At 67.8% G+C, this 15,597-nt stretch carries 15 protein-coding genes; 10 read left to right on the top strand and 5 right to left on the bottom strand.

Features of this window, described 5'->3' with window-relative positions; genetic code table 11:
• The 5 genes from QMZ25_RS03605 to QMZ25_RS03585 form a co-directional block, all read left to right on the top strand.
• Positions 1–769, top strand: a 769-nt coding sequence (locus QMZ25_RS03605) for a phospholipase D-like domain-containing protein (protein WP_283219136.1), incomplete at its 5' end; no start/stop codon positions are given.
• A 69-nt stretch (positions 770–838) separates the two neighbouring features.
• A complete protein-coding gene (locus QMZ25_RS03600; protein ID WP_283219135.1) occupies positions 839–2,260 on the top strand; it encodes an FAD/NAD(P)-binding protein in 1,422 nt (473 codons plus the stop codon).
• A gap of 9 nt (positions 2,261–2,269) precedes the next feature.
• On the top strand, positions 2,270–4,462 hold the full coding sequence (gene uvrD, locus QMZ25_RS03595; protein ID WP_074900176.1) for a DNA helicase II: 2,193 nt from the start codon (positions 2,270–2,272) through the stop codon (positions 4,460–4,462).
• Between the two features lie 117 nt (positions 4,463–4,579).
• The gene (locus QMZ25_RS03590; protein WP_049433087.1) at positions 4,580–5,134 is read left to right on the top strand and encodes a hypothetical protein; all 555 of its coding nucleotides are present in this window, start codon (positions 4,580–4,582) and stop codon (positions 5,132–5,134) included.
• A 162-nt stretch (positions 5,135–5,296) separates the two neighbouring features.
• The gene (locus tag QMZ25_RS03585; RefSeq protein WP_049433086.1) at positions 5,297–5,743 is read left to right on the top strand and encodes a universal stress protein; all 447 of its coding nucleotides are present in this window, start codon (positions 5,297–5,299) and stop codon (positions 5,741–5,743) included.
• A gap of 121 nt (positions 5,744–5,864) precedes the next feature.
• Here QMZ25_RS03585 and QMZ25_RS03580 read toward each other — a convergent pair whose 3' ends face one another.
• A complete protein-coding gene (locus QMZ25_RS03580; RefSeq protein ID WP_053519930.1) occupies positions 5,865–6,149 on the bottom strand; it encodes a DUF2782 domain-containing protein in 285 nt (94 codons plus the stop codon).
• A 99-nt stretch (positions 6,150–6,248) separates the two neighbouring features.
• On the opposite strand from QMZ25_RS03580, the gene polA reads away from it, so the two are divergent.
• Positions 6,249–9,023 carry a DNA polymerase I gene (polA, locus tag QMZ25_RS03575; RefSeq protein WP_283219134.1) on the top strand — a complete coding sequence of 925 codons (2,775 nt, stop codon included), beginning with the start codon at positions 6,249–6,251 and terminating at the stop codon, positions 9,021–9,023.
• A 326-nt stretch (positions 9,024–9,349) separates the two neighbouring features.
• Positions 9,350–9,832 carry a YetF domain-containing protein gene (locus QMZ25_RS03570; RefSeq protein WP_053519928.1) on the top strand — a complete coding sequence of 161 codons (483 nt, stop codon included), beginning with the start codon at positions 9,350–9,352 and terminating at the stop codon, positions 9,830–9,832.
• Positions 9,833–9,880: 48 nt separating this feature from the next.
• On the opposite strand, the gene hemF is transcribed toward QMZ25_RS03570, so the two are convergent.
• The 4 genes from hemF to QMZ25_RS03550 are packed head-to-tail and all read right to left on the bottom strand — an operon-like array spanning position 9,881 to position 14,197.
• A complete protein-coding gene (gene hemF / locus QMZ25_RS03565) occupies positions 9,881–10,777 on the bottom strand; it encodes an oxygen-dependent coproporphyrinogen oxidase (protein WP_053519927.1) in 897 nt (298 codons plus the stop codon).
• Positions 10,778–10,826: 49 nt separating this feature from the next.
• A complete protein-coding gene (locus tag QMZ25_RS03560; RefSeq protein ID WP_262100249.1) occupies positions 10,827–11,387 on the bottom strand; it encodes a hypothetical protein in 561 nt (186 codons plus the stop codon).
• 27 nt (positions 11,388–11,414) lie between these two features.
• Positions 11,415–11,834: an NUDIX domain-containing protein gene (locus QMZ25_RS03555; protein WP_180876464.1), complete on the bottom strand. Its 420-nt coding sequence runs from the start codon at positions 11,832–11,834 to the stop codon at positions 11,415–11,417.
• On the bottom strand, positions 11,831–14,197 hold the full coding sequence (locus tag QMZ25_RS03550; protein ID WP_283219133.1) for a S9 family peptidase: 2,367 nt from the start codon (positions 14,195–14,197) through the stop codon (positions 11,831–11,833). Before QMZ25_RS03550 ends, QMZ25_RS03555 begins: the two co-directional genes overlap by 4 nt.
• Positions 14,198–14,364: 167 nt before the next feature.
• Here QMZ25_RS03550 and QMZ25_RS03545 point away from each other — a divergent pair, with 167 nt between their 5' ends.
• The 3 genes from QMZ25_RS03545 to QMZ25_RS03535 are packed head-to-tail and all read left to right on the top strand — an operon-like array spanning position 14,365 to position 15,585.
• On the top strand, positions 14,365–14,694 hold the full coding sequence (locus QMZ25_RS03545; protein WP_053519923.1) for a hypothetical protein: 330 nt from the start codon (positions 14,365–14,367) through the stop codon (positions 14,692–14,694).
• A gap of 37 nt (positions 14,695–14,731) precedes the next feature.
• Positions 14,732–15,373, top strand: coding sequence for a sigma-70 family RNA polymerase sigma factor (locus QMZ25_RS03540; RefSeq protein ID WP_053519922.1), 642 nt, complete (start codon positions 14,732–14,734; stop codon positions 15,371–15,373).
• Positions 15,370–15,585 carry a hypothetical protein gene (locus QMZ25_RS03535; RefSeq protein ID WP_053519921.1) on the top strand — a complete coding sequence of 72 codons (216 nt, stop codon included), beginning with the start codon at positions 15,370–15,372 and terminating at the stop codon, positions 15,583–15,585. The genes QMZ25_RS03540 and QMZ25_RS03535 overlap by 4 nt, the downstream gene beginning before the upstream one ends.
• The last annotated feature ends 12 nt before the right edge of the window (positions 15,586–15,597 follow it).

The raw sequence follows: 15,597 nt of genomic DNA, 5'->3' as shown, positions 1-15,597 counted from the left end.
CAACCATCGCAAGATTGCGGTGATCGACAACGAAGTGGGCTACATCGGTTCGCAGAACCTGGCACGGCCGGAGTTCGTGCCAGGCCATCCCAACCGCGAGCTGGTGGCGCGTGTGCGCGGCCCGGCGGTGGCACACCTGGAAGCCGTGTTCGCCAGCGACTGGTACATCGAGACCGGCCAGCGCCTGGACGTCCTTGCCGACGTACCCGAGTGCAGCGACGATGTTGCCACCCAGCTGCTGCCCAGCGGGCCGGCCTATCCGTACAGCAACGCGCGTGATGCCGTCGCCGCACTGATCCATCTGGCCCGCCGGCGGCTGGTGATGGTCACCCCGTACTTCGTGCCGGACGAAGCGACCCTGAGCGCGCTGCGCATCGCCGCGCTTTCCGGGGTGCAGGTGCAGCTGATCCTGTCGGCCAGCAACAACCAGCGGCTGACCGCCTGGGCGCAGGAGGCCTACTACGACGAGCTGCTGCGCTGTGGCGTGCGCATTGCCCTGTACGAGCCGCAGTTCCTGCACGCCAAGCACATGAGCGTGGATGAAGACATCGCGGTGCTCGGCTCGATCAACATGGATATCCGCTCGTTCGCGCTGAATGCCGAGATCGGTCTGGTCTGCTACGACCGCGTGCTGGTGACGCAGCTGTGTGCCATTGAAGACGATTACCTGCGCCAGTCGCGCCAGCTCGATCTGCAGCAGTGGCGCAAGCGTCCTGCCTGGCGCCGCAGCCGCGAAGGCATCGCACGCCTGGCCGACGCGTTGATGTGAACCGGTGCGCCGGAGCTCGAGCGGTCTCGATCATTGCGCACGCGGCGGCACTCCGGCCCGTCATGGCCGATGGCCTACAATCGGCACATGACTGATTCACCGTGTAATGGCGAACTGGACCTGGCGATCATCGGTGGTGGTGCGGCCGGGGTGCTGGTGGCGATCCAGGTGCTGCGCCAGGCCCGGTCGCCACTGGCGCTGGCCATCTTCGAACCCGCCTCGCAGCTGGCCCAGGGCATCGCCTATGCCACGCCGTGGCCGGAGCACCTGCTGAATGTGCCGGCGGCGAAAATGAGTGCGTTCGCCGAGCAGCCCGGTGACTTCCTCGATTACCTGATGGCCGTCAACGCCTACCCGGGCGAGACGCGCGAGGTACTGGGCGAGCGTTATGTCGGCCGCCATCATTTCGCCGCGTACCTGCAGCAGCGTCTGCAGGAGGCGGTTGCGGCCAGCCCGGCGCAGCTGCAGGTGATCGCGCAGCCGGTGCGGGGCCTCACCCCGGATGACTCCGGTTATCGCCTGCAGCTGGGCGATGGCCACACATGGCATGCCGCGCAGGGGGTGCTCGCCACCGGCAACAGCATGCGTCCGCTGCCGGTGGCCGGTGCCGATGGACTGCCTGCCGACACCGTGGTCGAAGCCTGGGACTACGACGGCGTGCGCGCGTTGGCAGGCGCGCACGCGCTGGCCATCGTCGGTTCCGGTCTGAGCATGGCTGATACGGTGCTGGCGCTGGTCGCGGCCGGTCACACCGGCCCGCTGCATGTGATTTCCCGTCACGGCCTGCTGCCGCTGCCGCACGCGCACGCGGGCCTGCCGGATTTCGACCCCGCCCCCCTGCTGCCGATGACGCTGCGCCAGCGCCTGCGCACGCTGCGCCGGCAGGTGCGCCGGGCCGAGGCGGATGGCCTGCCCTGGCAGGGCGTGATGGACCGCCTCCGTCCGCATGGACAGGCGCTGTGGTGCAGCCTCGACGAGGCCGACCAGCGGCGGTTCCTGCGCCATGTGGTGCGCTACTGGGATGTACATCGCCATCGCATCGCCGAAGAGGTCGATGCACAGTTGCGCGCATTGCAGGCCAGCGGTCAGCTGCGCGTGCATCGCGCACGCCTGGATCGGGTCTGGCGTGAGGGCGATGCGCTGCAGCTGTCGGGCCACGATGCGGCCGGACACCCGCAGCAGTGGACGATCGGGGGTGTGATCAACGCCACCGGTGTGGAGACCCGCGCCACCGCGTTGCGCAATCCGTTGCTGCAGCAGCTTCAGGCCGATGGCCTGGCCCGTCCCGGGCCGCATGGGCTGGGCCTGGACAGCACGGTGCCCGGCGACCGCGTGCGCAGCGCCGGCGGCCAGCCGCAGGCGCGGCTGGGCGTACTTGGCAGCCTGCGCATCGGCAGCCTGTGGGAAAGCCTGGCGGTGCCTGAACTGCGCCAGCAGGCGCAGGCACTGGCCACCCAGGTGGTCGCAGGAGCCGCGACGGCGATGCCGTAAAATGGGGGCATGGATGTCTCCCACCTGCTTGATGGCCTGAACCCGGCCCAGCGCGAAGCCGTCTCCGCTCCCCCCGGCCACCACCTGGTGCTGGCCGGTGCCGGTTCCGGCAAGACCCGCGTACTTACCCACCGCATCGCCTGGCTGCATGAAGTCGAAGGCGTGCCGACCCATGGCATCTTCGCGGTGACCTTCACCAACAAGGCCGCCGGCGAGATGCGCCACCGCATCGACGCACAGCTGCCGCATGGCAGCCGTGGCATGTGGATCGGTACCTTCCACGGCCTGGCCAACCGCCTGCTGCGCCTGCACTGGCAGGACGCGAAGCTGCCCGAAGGTTTCCAGGTGATGGATTCGGACGACCAGCTGCGGCTGGTCAAGCGCGTGGTGCAGGCACTGGAGATCGACGACAGCAAGCATCCGCCCAAGCAGATCGCGTGGTGGATCAACGAACAGAAGGATGAAGGCCGCCGCCCGCAGCACATCCAGCCCGAGCCGCACGATGCGTGGCTGGAAACCATGCGCCAGGCCTACATCGAGTACCAGGCGCGCTGCGACCGTGCCGGCCTGGTCGACTTCGCCGAACTGCTGCTGCGCGCGCATGAGCTGCTGCGTGACAATCCCGGCCTGCTGGCGCACTACCGCGCCCGCTTCCGCGAGATCCTGGTGGACGAGTTCCAGGACACCAATGCCATCCAGTACGCCTTCGTGCGCGTGCTGGCGGGGGAGTCCGGCCATGTGTTCGTGGTCGGCGACGACGACCAGGCCATCTACGGCTGGCGCGGTGCCAAGGTGGAGAACGTGCAGGGCTTCCTGCGTGATTTCCCGGGCGCGCAGACCATTCGCCTGGAACAGAACTACCGCTCCACGGCCAACATCCTCGGTGCTGCCAACGCGGTGATCGCGCACAACCCCGATCGCATCGGCAAGCAGCTGTGGACCGACAGCGGTGACGGCGAGCCGATCGACCTGTACGCGGCGTACAACGAGATGGACGAGGCCCGCTACATCGTCGAACGTGCCCGCCAGTGGGTGCGCGATGGTGGCAGCTACACCGAAGTGGCCGTGCTCTACCGCAGCAATGCGCAGTCGCGTGCGCTGGAAGAAGCCCTGCTGAGCGAGCAGGTGCCGTACCGCGTGTACGGCGGCATGCGCTTCTTCGAACGCGCCGAGATCAAGGACGCGCTGGCCTACCTGCGCCTGCTCTCCAACCGCAACGACGATGCCGCCTTCGAGCGCGCGGTGAACACGCCGACCCGCGGCATCGGTGAACGCACCCTCGACGAAGTGCGGCGCGAAGCACGAGCGCAGGGCATTTCGCTGTGGGAAGCCACCATGCTGGTCACCCAGGGCAATGCGCTGGCCGCGCGTGCGCGCAACGCACTGGCGGGCTTCCTGGTGCTGGTCAACGAACTGCAGGCGCAGACCCGGGACATGACCCTGGCCGAGCGCGTGGATCACGTGCTCTCGCGCTCGCAGCTGCGTGAGCACTGGAGCAAGGAAAGCCGCAATTCGCTCGACTCCGAATCGCGCACCGACAACCTCGACGAACTGGTCTCGGTCGCCTCGCGCTTCGTGCGGCGTGCCGATGACATCGAGGAAGTGGGCGAGGACATGGACGAGCTGGTGGCGTTCCTGGCCTACGCTGCGCTGGAGGCCGGCGAGGGCCAGGCGCAGGCCGGCGAGGACGGCGTGCAGCTGATGACCCTGCATTCGGCGAAGGGCCTGGAATTCCCCCTGGTGTTCCTGGCCGGCATGGAGGATGGCCTGTTCCCGAGCGCGCGTTCGCTGGAAGAAAGCGGCCGGCTGGAGGAAGAGCGGCGCCTGGCGTATGTAGGCATCACCCGCGCGCGGCAGAAGCTGGTGCTGTGCTACGCCGAATCACGCCGCATCCATGGCCAGGACAACTACAGCCTGCCTTCGCGTTTCCTGCGTGAGATTCCGCGCGGGCTGCTGCATGAAGTGCGGCCGAAGGTGCAGGTCTCGCGCCCCGCGTCGCTGGGCAGCAGCCGGGTGATGGGGCATGCCGCCATCGAGCTGCCGCCGATCAAGCTCGGCGCGCTGGTCAGCCATCCCAAGTTCGGCGAAGGCATGGTGACCGATTACGAAGGCAACGGCGCCCACGCCCGCGTGCAGGTCGAGTTCGCCGACGCCGGCAGCAAGTGGCTGGTGATGGCCTACGCCAACCTGACGGTGATCTGATTCCCGTCGAGGGGTAGAAGCCCTCCCGCAGGGAGAGCTCCGACCCCATCACGGGAACACCCAGCCGGGCATGGGCTCGGCTCTACAATAGGCGGCATCTCTTCCAGGAATGCCCCGATGACCGAGCCCACGCTGCATGTCACCGTGACCTTGAACGCCAGGCTGCAGCCTGAGCATCGCCACGAGCTGTTCGAGGATCCGCTCGACGCGCTGCTGCAGGCCGCCGAAGTGGGCGAAATCACCGGCGGCGGGACCGCCCTCTCCGATGACGGCGAGGTCGAGTACGGCGACATCGAGGTGGCGCTTCATGACGCGGCGGGTGTGCCGAAGTTGATCGATCTGCTGGAGCAGCTGGGCGCGCCGAAGGGATCGAAGGTGCAGGGCGCCGGGGACGGCGACCGCGGTTTCGGCGTCACCGAAGGCCTGGGCATCTATCTGGATGGCCAGAACCTGCCGGACGAGGTCTACGAACAATGCGATTCCAACCATGTGTTCGAACAGCTGTCCGAACGCATCGACGGCCTGGGTGAGATCTGCAGCTGGTGGCAGGGCCCGACCGAGACCGCGCTGTACATGTACGGCCAGTCGTTCGAGGCGATGCGTGATGCGATCGCCGGGTTCGTGGCCAGCTACCCGCTGTGCCAGAACGCACGCGTGGTGCAGATCGCCTGAGAGGGCCACCTGTAGAGCCGAGCCCACGCTCGGCTCATCCATCCGGAGCCGAGCATGGGCTCGGCTCTACAGGCGCCGGATTGATCCTGCTCAAAGCGCCACGTGCACATCGGGTGTGCAATGGTGGCGTTCCCATCCGGCGGATTGCCACGGAGCCCTACCATGTACACGCGCATCCTGATCGCCACCGACGGGTCCGAGCTGGCCGACAAGGGCCTGGCCAAGGGCCTGGAGCTGGCGAAGGACCTCAACGCCGAGGTCGATATCGTCACCGTTTCCGAGCCGTGGGCTGTCGGCATGTACGACGCCATGGGCTGGAGCGTGGGCTACATGAACAGCCCCGAGTACAAGGCCGATCGCGAGGAAGGCGCGCAGAAGGTACTGCAGCCTGCGCTGGCCAAAGCCGCTGAGCAGGGCATCCAGGCCAACCCGGTGCATGTGCTGGACCGCTACGCGGCCGACGGCATCATCGAGACCGCTGCCGAGCGCAACAGCGACCTGATCGTGATGACCTCGCATGGCCGTCGTGGCGTGACCCGCGTACTGCTGGGCAGCCAGACCGCCGAGGTGCTGGCACGCAGCACGCTTCCGGTGCTGGTCATCCGCTGAGGCACGTGTTCCCGGGGAGGGGACACCGACGCCGGCCGCAGGATGCGCGCCGGCGTCATCTTTTATGCAGCCGGGCTCGCTGGGGTCGGATCCTGCGGAAAGGGATCCGCCCCCTGTCACATCACCAGCTGTAGAGCTTCCAGTACACCGGCGAGACGCCGTCCTTGTCGGTGTCCATGCGGCCATCGCCGTTCTTGTCGTACATGTAGAACGGGGCACCCCGCGACGGCGTCACCTTGACCATGCGCAGCTGCCCGGCCACGCGGTACTCCTCGATGGTGTCGCCGTTGCTCATGGTGCGGCTGGAGACCTCGGCGCCCTTGACGTCGACCGGGGGCGCCCCGGCGCCACCCATGCTGGCGCAGCCGGCAAGCAGGAGCAGGGAGGCCAGCATCAGAGTCTTCATGGGCGGTGGTCCTTTGCCTGGAAAGAGATTCGATTATGCCCCATCGTCGGGCATGCGCCGTGTCGCCGCTGTGCAGGGACAGGCGCGTAGAATCGCTGCATGAGCAGATTAGTCCTGATCGACGGGTCCAGTTACCTGTACCGCGCGTTCCACGCGCTGCCGCCCCTGTCCAATGCACAGGGCGAGCCCACCGGCGCGCTGTTCGGCGTGGTCAACATGCTGCGCTCGACGCTGAAGGAGCGGCCGGCCTACGTCGCGTTCGTCGTCGATGCGCCCGGCAAGACCTTCCGTGATGACCTGTACGACCAGTACAAGGCCAACCGTCCCCCGATGCCCGACGAGCTGCGCAGCCAGGTCGAGCCGATGTGCCGCATCGTCGAAGCGCTGGGCATCAGCATCCTGCGCGTTCCGGGCGTGGAAGCCGACGATGTGATCGGCACGCTGGCCCTGCAGGGCCAGGCGCAGGACCTGAAGGTGACGATTTCCACCGGCGACAAGGACTTCGCCCAGCTGGTGCGGCCGGGCATCGAACTGGTCAACACCATGACCGGCAGCCGCATGGATTCGGACGCGGCGGTGATGGAGAAGTTCGGTGTGCGCGCCGACCAGATCGTCGACCTGCTGGCGCTGATGGGCGACAGCGTCGACAACGTGCCGGGCGTTGAGAAGTGCGGGCCGAAGACCGCCGCCAAGTGGCTGGCGGAGTACCAGCACCTGGAGGGCGTGATGGCCGCCGCGCCGGCCATGAAGGGCAAGATCGGCGAGAACCTGCGTGCGGCGCTGGAGCGCCTGCCGCTGAACCGCGAACTGGTGACGATCCGCACCGACGTCGCACTGGAGGCCACCCCGACCACGCTGGCGCTGCGCGAACAGGACGTGCCGGCGCTGACCGAGCTGTACACGCGCTACGGGTTCACCCAGGCCCTGAAGGAACTGGGGGCGCCGCTGCCGGCACCGGCCGTGGCCAGCGAGGCGGCACCGAGCCTGCGTGGCACGGCGGCCGGCTTCGCCCGTGGCAGTGCGGAGGCACCGGCCGAGGGCACGCTGGATCCGGCGCTGGCCGCGCCAGGTGAATACGAGACCGTGCTTACCAGCGGACAGCTGCAGGCCTGGGTGGAGCGGCTGCAGCAGGCTGACCTGATCAGCTTCGATACCGAAACCGATGCGCTGGATGCGATGCGCGCGCGCCTGGTCGGTGTCAGCCTGGCGGTCGAGCCGGGCAAGGCGGCCTACATCCCGGTGGGCCATGACTACCCCGGCGCACCGGCGCAGCTGCCGCTGCAGCAGGTGCTGGACGCGTTGCGCCCGGTACTGCAGGACCCGGCAAGGAAGAAGCTGGGCCAGCACGGCAAGTACGACCTGCATGTGCTGCGGCGCCATGGTGTCGAGGTGCAGGGTTACCACGACGACACCATGCTTGAGAGCTTCGTGCTCAATTCCACCGCCACCCGCCACGACATGGATTCGCTGGCCCTGCGTTACCTGGGCTACACCACCATCAAGTTCGAGGACGTGGCCGGCAAGGGCGCCAAGCAGATTCCATTCTCGCAGGTGGGCATCGACGAGGCCAGCCGCTATGCGGCCGAGGACGCCGACATCACCCTGCGCCTGCACCGCGCGCTGCAACCGCAGCTGCTGGCCGAACCGGCCCTGGACAGCGTGTACCGCGACATCGAGATGCCCCTGGTGCCGGTACTGGCCAGCATCGAGGCCAACGGTGTGCGCATCGATGCCGACGAGCTGCGCCGGCAGAGCCAGGACCTGTCTTCGCGCATGCTGGCCGCGCAGCAGAAGGCCACCGAGCTGGCCGGGCGCAGTTTCAACCTGGATTCGCCGAAGCAGCTGCAGGCCGTGCTGTTCGACGAGCTGAAGCTGCCGGCGGTGGTGAAGACTCCGAAGGGCCAGCCCAGCACCAATGAAGAGGCGCTGGAGGCGATCGCCGACCAGCATGAGCTGCCGCGGGTGATCCTCGATTACCGTGGCCTGGCCAAGCTGCGCAGCACCTACACCGACAAGCTGCCGGAGATGGTCAACCCGGATACCGGCAGGGTGCACACCAGCTACCACCAGTCCGGCGCTGCCACCGGCCGCCTGTCCTCCTCGGACCCGAACCTGCAGAACATCCCGATCCGCACCGAAGATGGCCGCCGCATCCGCCGCGCCTTCGTCGCACCGGAAGGCTGCCAGCTGCTGGCAGCCGACTATTCACAGATCGAACTGCGGATCATGGCCCACCTGTCCGAAGACCCGGGCCTGGTGCGCGCCTTCGAGCAGGGCGCCGACGTGCACCGCGCCACCGCCGCAGAAGTGTTCGGCCGCACCCTGGACGAGGTGACGCCGAACGAGCGCCGCGCGGCCAAGGCGATCAATTTCGGCCTGATGTACGGCATGAGTGCCTTCGGCCTGGCCCGCAACCTCGGCATCGACCGGGGCCAGGCGCAGGATTATGTGGCGTTGTACTTCAGCCGTTACCCGGGCGTGCGTGACTTCATGGAGCGGATGCGCCAGCAGGCCCGTGACCAGGGCTATGTGGAAACGCTGTTCGGCCGCCGCCTGTATCTGAACGATATCCATGCACGCAACCAGGGCCTGCGTGCCGGTGCTGAACGCGCGGCGATCAACGCGCCGATGCAGGGCACGGCTGCCGACATCATCAAGCGCGCGATGGTGGATGTTGACCGCTGGCTGCGCGACAGCGGGGCGCCGGCGCGGATGATCCTGCAGGTGCACGATGAACTGGTGTTCGAAACCGAGACTGCGTTTGTCGAGGAGCTGCGGGAAAATGTGGTGCAGCGTATGTCGCAATCGGCACAGTTGCGCGTTCCTTTGGTGGTCGACACCGGCGTAGGTAAGAACTGGGACGAGGCACACTGAGTCGCTTTCAGACCTGAAGGGACGTGAATTTGTTCATCTGGCCACAGTTTCTGACTCGGCCATGAATACTCGCCCCATTGCGGTTCATTAAATTGGCTCCCTTCACGAACCGTTAGTGTTCGGAGTGGTTCTATAGCTCTCGACAGGCGCAATGCCTGTTGTGGATCTCTCCCATCCCCTGGAGCAGATCTCGGAACGGGGACTCCTCCCCAAGTGCCCGTTCCCCGGCCCCGTTGACCTCCCCCTGGTCAGCGGGGCTTTTTATTTGCGCCGCCGGCAGGTTGCCGGCTGCTAGGCTGGGCCACCGCCCAGCAGGGGAGCCCGCAATGCACGATCTGTTCGCACTGGCGATGCCGTGGTGGGAGTTCATCCTGCGCGCGGTGGTGGTCTACACCGTTGTGCTGGGCCTGGTGCGCCTCAGCGGCAAGCGCGCGCTGGGGCAGATCACCCCGTTCGACGTGCTGCTGATCGTGCTGCTGGGCAACGCGGTGCAGAACGCGCTGCTGGGCCAGGACACGTCCCTGGGCGGTGGCCTGCTGCTCGCCGCGACCCTGATCCTGCTCAACTACGGCGTGGGCTGGGTGACCACCCGCAACCGCCGCCTGGAGCGCCTGATCGAGGGGGAACCGGTGGTGATCGCCCGTGACGGCACCCTGTTGCGGGATGTTCTGCGCCGCGAACTGATCAGCCGGGCCGATTTCGATGCCGCCATGCGCCAGCAGGGCTGCCTGCGCATCGATGATGTGCAGGTGGCGCTGCTGGAAACCACCGGCCACATCACGATCATCGCCCGGCACACGGACGCGTAGGGCCGGCGGCATGTGTGCGGGGACGGCCACGCCGCCCCGCGAGATGCCTTAGAGCCAGTCGCGCGGGACCAGGTAATCGGCCAGTCGGGCTTCCGGACTGCCCGCCTCGGGGGTGAAGCCGTATTCCCAGCGCACCCGCGGCGGCAGGCTCATCAGGATGCTTTCGCTGCGGCCGCCGCTCTGCAGGCCGAACAGCGTGCCGCGGTCGTAGACCAGGTTGAATTCCACATAGCGGCCCCGCCGGTACAGCTGGAATTCGCGCTCGCGCTCGCCATGGGCGATGTCCTTGCGCTGCTGCACGATCGGCAGATAGGCATCGAGGAAGCCGTCGCCGACCGCCCGCAGGTAATCGAAGTCGCGTTCGAAATCGCCGTGCAGATCGTCGAAGAACAGGCCGCCGATGCCGCGCGTTTCGTTGCGGTGGCGCAGGAAGAAGTACTCGTCGCACCAGCGCTTGTGCGCGCTGTAGCGCTCTTCACCGAACGGCGCGCACAGGTCGTGGGCGACCTGGTGCCAATGGCGCACGTCCTCGTCGAAGGGATAGAAGGGGGTCAGATCGAAACCACCCCCGAACCAGCTGGCCACCACTTCGCCGTCGCGCTGCGCCTGGAAGAAGCGCACGTTGGCATGGGTGGTGGGCACATAGGGGTTGAGCGGGTGGAACACCAGCGATACGCCGGTGGCGCGCCAGGAGGCGCCGGCCAGCTCCGGTCGGTTGGCCGAGGCCGACGGCGGCAAGCGGCTGCCGGAGACATCCGAGAAGCCGATTCCGGCCTGTTCGAACACCGCGCCGTCGCGCAGCACGCGGGTACGGCCACCCCCGCCTTCAGCGCGCTGCCACAGGTCTTCCTGGAAGCGGGCCTGGCCGTCGGCCGCTTCGATCGCCGCACAGATGCGGTCCTGCAGGTCGGTCAGGTAGGCGCGCACGCGCTCGAATTCGTTCATGACGCGTACTTTACCGCAGGGCCTGCCGCACGCCGCGGGTGAGGGCAGGTCAGTGGAAGCAGGAGCGGATATCCGGCCGCAGCAGGCGCCAGGCCAGCCAGCCCTGCGCGACGAGCAGGGCGAAGGCGCCGCCGAACAGGGTCAGCGACATGAGGATGTGCTGGGTTCGCGCTTCGCGCAGTGTGTCTGGATCGACGATACGCCCGATGACGTCGGCGACGACGCTGTCCAGCCACCCGGCGACGGCGAAGTTTGCCAGGGCCGAGAGCCACAGCAATGCCACGTAGCTCCACAGGCCCCAGCGACGTCGCCGGGCGAATCCCCAGCTGGAAAGCACGGCGGGGATCGCTGACAGCATCAGCCACAGGGTAGCGTCCACCGGTTTGCGCAGGATCCACAGCACGCTTGGCGGGAACTGCTGTTCAGTGGCCGACAGCAGCATCCACCGCCAGAACGGGCCGCCGGACAGCTGCCAGACCACCAGCGCCTGAATCGCCATGGCCACCACGAACGCTGCGCAGATCAGCAGCGACGCCAGGCCGAGCGGCCGCACGAAATCCTCCGGGTTGAGCGGCGTGGCAGGGCGGTGCCGGGGCGGTTGAAGCGACATCCGATGTCCTTGGCTGCAGTGGCGTCTTCAGCGGGTCGCCACCCGGGTGGCAACGGCCGGCAGGATATGGTGTTCGCTCAAGGGTGCCAAGAGCAGGCCATGGGGCGGGCGCAGCGGCACCCACGCCAGCTCGGCGATTTCCGCGCGTGCCTGCGGCGTGCCCTGTACCTGCACCCACCAGGCCTCGGCCTGTACGCGATGACCAGGCTCGTTCACCGCCCAGTCCTGGAAATGGCCCAGCGCCACGGTCGGGTCGGCGAGCAGGCGCACGCCCAGCTCTTCGTCCAGTTCGCGGGCGAGCGTCTGCAGTGGCGTTTCGCCCGGTTCGGGCTTGCCTCCGGGCTGGATGAAGCGGTCGGCGCCGTGCTTGCGTACCACCAGCGCCCGGCCGTGGTCGTCGACGATGACCGCGGCCACGATGTGGATCGTGGCCGCGGCACTGCTCACTTCAGGTTCTGCTCGAACAGCTTGAGGATGCGCTTGTACTGGTCCAGCCAGGAGGCGGCGCGGACGTAGCCGTGGCGCTCCAGCGGGTACGGGGCGATCGACCAGTTGTCCTTGTGCAGCTCGATCAGGCGCTGGGTCAGGTTCACCGAGTCCTGGAAGAACACGTTGTCATCCATCATGCCGTGCGCGATCAGCAGGTTGTCCTGCAGGTTCTGCGCGTACTCGATCGGCGAAGACACCCGGTACGCCTCCGGATCGATGTCCGGCGTGTTGAGGATGTTGCTGGTATAGGCGTGGTTGTAGTTGTGCCAGTCCACCACCGGGCGCAGCGCGGCACCGGCCTTGAAGGTGCCCGGTGCGCGGAACAGCGCCATGAAGGTCATGAAGCCGCCGTAGGAGCCACCGTAGATGCCGGCGTGGTCACGGTCGCCCTGCTGGGTGTCCACCAGCCAGTCCAGGCCGTCCTTGTAGTCTTCCAGTTCCGGGTGGCCCATGTTGCGGTAGACGGCCGTGCGCCAGTCGCGGCCGTAGCCCTCGCTGCCGCGGTAGTCCATGTCCAGCACGATGTAGCCCTTCTGCACCAGCAGGTTGTGGAACATCTGCTCGCGGAAGTAGGCCGGGTAGCGCTGGTGCACGTTCTGCAGGTAGCCGGCACCGTGCACGAACATCACGATCGGGTACTTCCTGCCCGGCTCCTTGTGCTCGGGTTCGTAGTACTTGGCCCAGACCACGCCGGCGCCATGCCTGGACGGTACCGCCACCAGCTTCGGCTGGATCCACTGGCGCGCCTTGAAGTCGGCGCTGCGGGTATCGGTCAGCACGCGGGCCTGGCCGCCCGCGCTGGGCAGCACCGCCAGCTGCGGTGGCAGGTAGGCACCGGAGTAGCGCACCAGCAGCTGCTGGCCATCCGGCGACAGCGAGAAGTCTTCCACGCCGTTGAGGCTGGTCAGCTCGCGGACCTGACGGCTGCCGGTGTCGACCGCGCAGACTTCGTAATCGTGCGGGGCCTGCTGGTTGCACAGGAAGTAGAAGCCCTTGCCGTCGGCCGACAGCACGGGCGCGGAGGTCTCCCACTTGCCGCTGGTCAGCGCCTGCGGCCGGGCAGTGCCGGCCTGGGTGTACAGGTGCGAGAAGCCCGATTCCTCGGACAGCAGCCACAGCGTGCGGCCATCGGCCATCCAGCCGAAATCGTTGAAGCCCCAGTTGATCCACGCGTTGTCGGTCAGCCGGTGGCGGTTCTGCACGCGGCCGTCGCTGCCGATGCTGACGATCCAGCGGTCCTTGTTGTCGTTGGCGCGCAGCATCACCGCCGCCTGCTGGCCATCGGCGCTCCAGCGCATGCCGCCGCCCATGAAGTCGCTCATCACCTGCACGCTGCGTTCGCCCTTCAGCGCCTCCTTGCCGGCCTTGCGGCGCAGGTCGGCCAGCGGGTCGGTGGCGATGCCCGGCAGGCCGGACAGCGACAGCTTCTGCGCCTTGCCGCTGCGCACGTCCACGTACCACAGGGTGTGCGGCTCGTTGCCATTGCGACCGACGCGGGTGCGGGTGTCCTCGGTTTCCTCGTAACCGGATTCGGTCACGTACAGCGGCATCTTGCTGGTGCGGCCCTCGTCGAAGTCCTTCGGCGTGGTCACCACGATCAGGTGGCCCAGGTCCGGCGACAGCACGCTGTCGGCGATCTCCACGTCGGCGCCCAGGTATACCGGGCCCGGCGCGCGGGTCGGGTCGGCCTGGCGCCAGCGCTGGTCCTGGTCCTTCAATGCCTCGCGCTGCTCGCGGTCGCGACGCAGGGTTTCCAGGGTACGCAGCTGCTGGTCGCGCAGCAGGTCGTCCTTGGGCGCGCTGTTGGGGTCCTTGTCGGCCTTCAGGCTGGCAACCTGCTGCACGCCGCCGGCAGCGGTCCAGTGGAACCAGTTCTGGCCCACCCGCCAGATCACGCCGTTGTCGGCAGCGAAGTTCACCCCGCTGGCGCGCTCGTTGCTGCGCGTGAGCTGGGTGAGCGCGCCGCTGCGCAGGTCGCGCACGAACACGTCGCCGTTGCGGACGAAGGCGCTGCGGGTGCGGGTGCGGTCGTAGACCGGATCGGCCACGTCCAGGGTGCCGCGCTGGTCGTCTGCCACCTGGGCCGCAACACCACCGGCCACGGGCTGGCGGAAGGTGTCGCGCACCGGGCTGCCGTTGCGCTTGAGCTGGTACTCGACCTGCTGGCTGTTCCACGACCACCAGGCCTTCTCGACCGGCGGACCGATCCAGTCCGGATCCGCCATGGCCTGTTCGATGGTGATCGGCGTCGGCGCGGCATGGGCGGCCGGTGCGGCCAGCACGGCCGACAGCAGGAGGGACAGGGGCAGCACTCGGGACATGGGCGGACGGCACCAGAAAAGGAAACCGGGCAAGGGTAGCAGCCGTTCGCGGCGCAGGAGGGGGCCACAGGTCATGGCAGCGGGATCGGCAAAGCGGTGCAACCGGTGCCCCCCATCGCGCATCCATTCTCCTGAACCCGCATCATTCACCGCACAGGAGCACGACCATGCAGGAACTCATCCCGATCACCCTCTTCATCTGCATCGCCTACGCCATCCACGCCATCGCCGATGCGCGCGCGCGCAGCAAGCTGGTCGCACCGCACGTGCCCGAGGAGGTGATCCGCTCCCTGGCCGTGCTGGAGGAAGAGCGCCGCCGCCAGGGCGCGCTGCGCTGGGGCATCAGCCTGGTGTGCCTGGCCCTGGCCATGGGCCTGCTGGAAGTCCTGGGCGCCCGCGACCTCACCTTTGGCGCCGCTGCCGCCCTGGTGGGCAGTGCCGGCCTGGGCCAGCTGCTGGCCTGGCACTTCACCCGCCCCGCCGTGCGCAAGAGCTGAGCGCCGGCATGCCACACGCCCCGGGGGAGCGGTGCGCATGAGCCTGCTGGGCGAAGCCCTGTCCGCCCTGCGCGGCCGCCGCCGGCAGGACGCCGCGGCGGCCGCGGTCATCGAAGATGATGCGGCGCTGGTGCGGGCCATCATCGATGGCTCGCAACCGGCGTTCGCGCAGCTGGTGCAGGCCCATCAGCGCACGTGCGCGCATGTGATCGGGCGCATGGTGGGTGACCGCGATCAGGTCGCTGACCTGCTGCAGGAGACCTTCCTGGCGGTGTTCCGGCAACTGCACCGGTTCCGCTTCGAATCCTCGCTGCGGACCTGGATCTCACGGGTGGCCTACACCACCGCATTGCAGCACCTGCGTCGCCGGCGCCTGGAAGCGCAGTGGATGGTGGCGGTGGAGGTACCGGAGGATCTGGGCATCGGTGACGAGGGACCGGGCCCGGCCGAACTCAGCCAAGCGCTGCAGGCCGGCCGCCAGCTGGGTGCGGCGCTGGAGCGGTTGAGCCCGCCGCAGCGCCTGATCGTCGGCCTGCACTACCTGGAGGATTTCGACCTGGCAGAGATCGAGCAGGTGACCGGTCTTGCGCGCGGTACCATCAAGAGCCACCTGCACCGCGCGCGTCTGCTCCTGAAGCAGGAACTGACGCGGCATGCCACCGCCGGAGAACTGCTGTGAATCCACCGACCGATCCCCGCGATGCCGACGAGCGCGCGTTGGCGCAGGCGTTGCGTGAACAGGCACGGCAGGAACAGACCCCGGACGTGAGCGAGGCGTTGCAGACGCGTATTGCCAGTGAGTCGCGCGACAGTGGCGTGGGCTATGTGGTGGTGCAGGTGCTGCTGGTGGGCGCGCTGCTGGCGGCCGGTGCCTGGTACTTCTGGCCTTGAGGCTCTCGCCGG

The organism is Stenotrophomonas sp. RS-48 (assembly GCF_030053245.1).
Lineage (GTDB): Bacteria > Pseudomonadota > Gammaproteobacteria > Xanthomonadales > Xanthomonadaceae > Stenotrophomonas > Stenotrophomonas maltophilia_P.
This window is presented reverse-complemented; position numbering and strand designations above follow the sequence as displayed.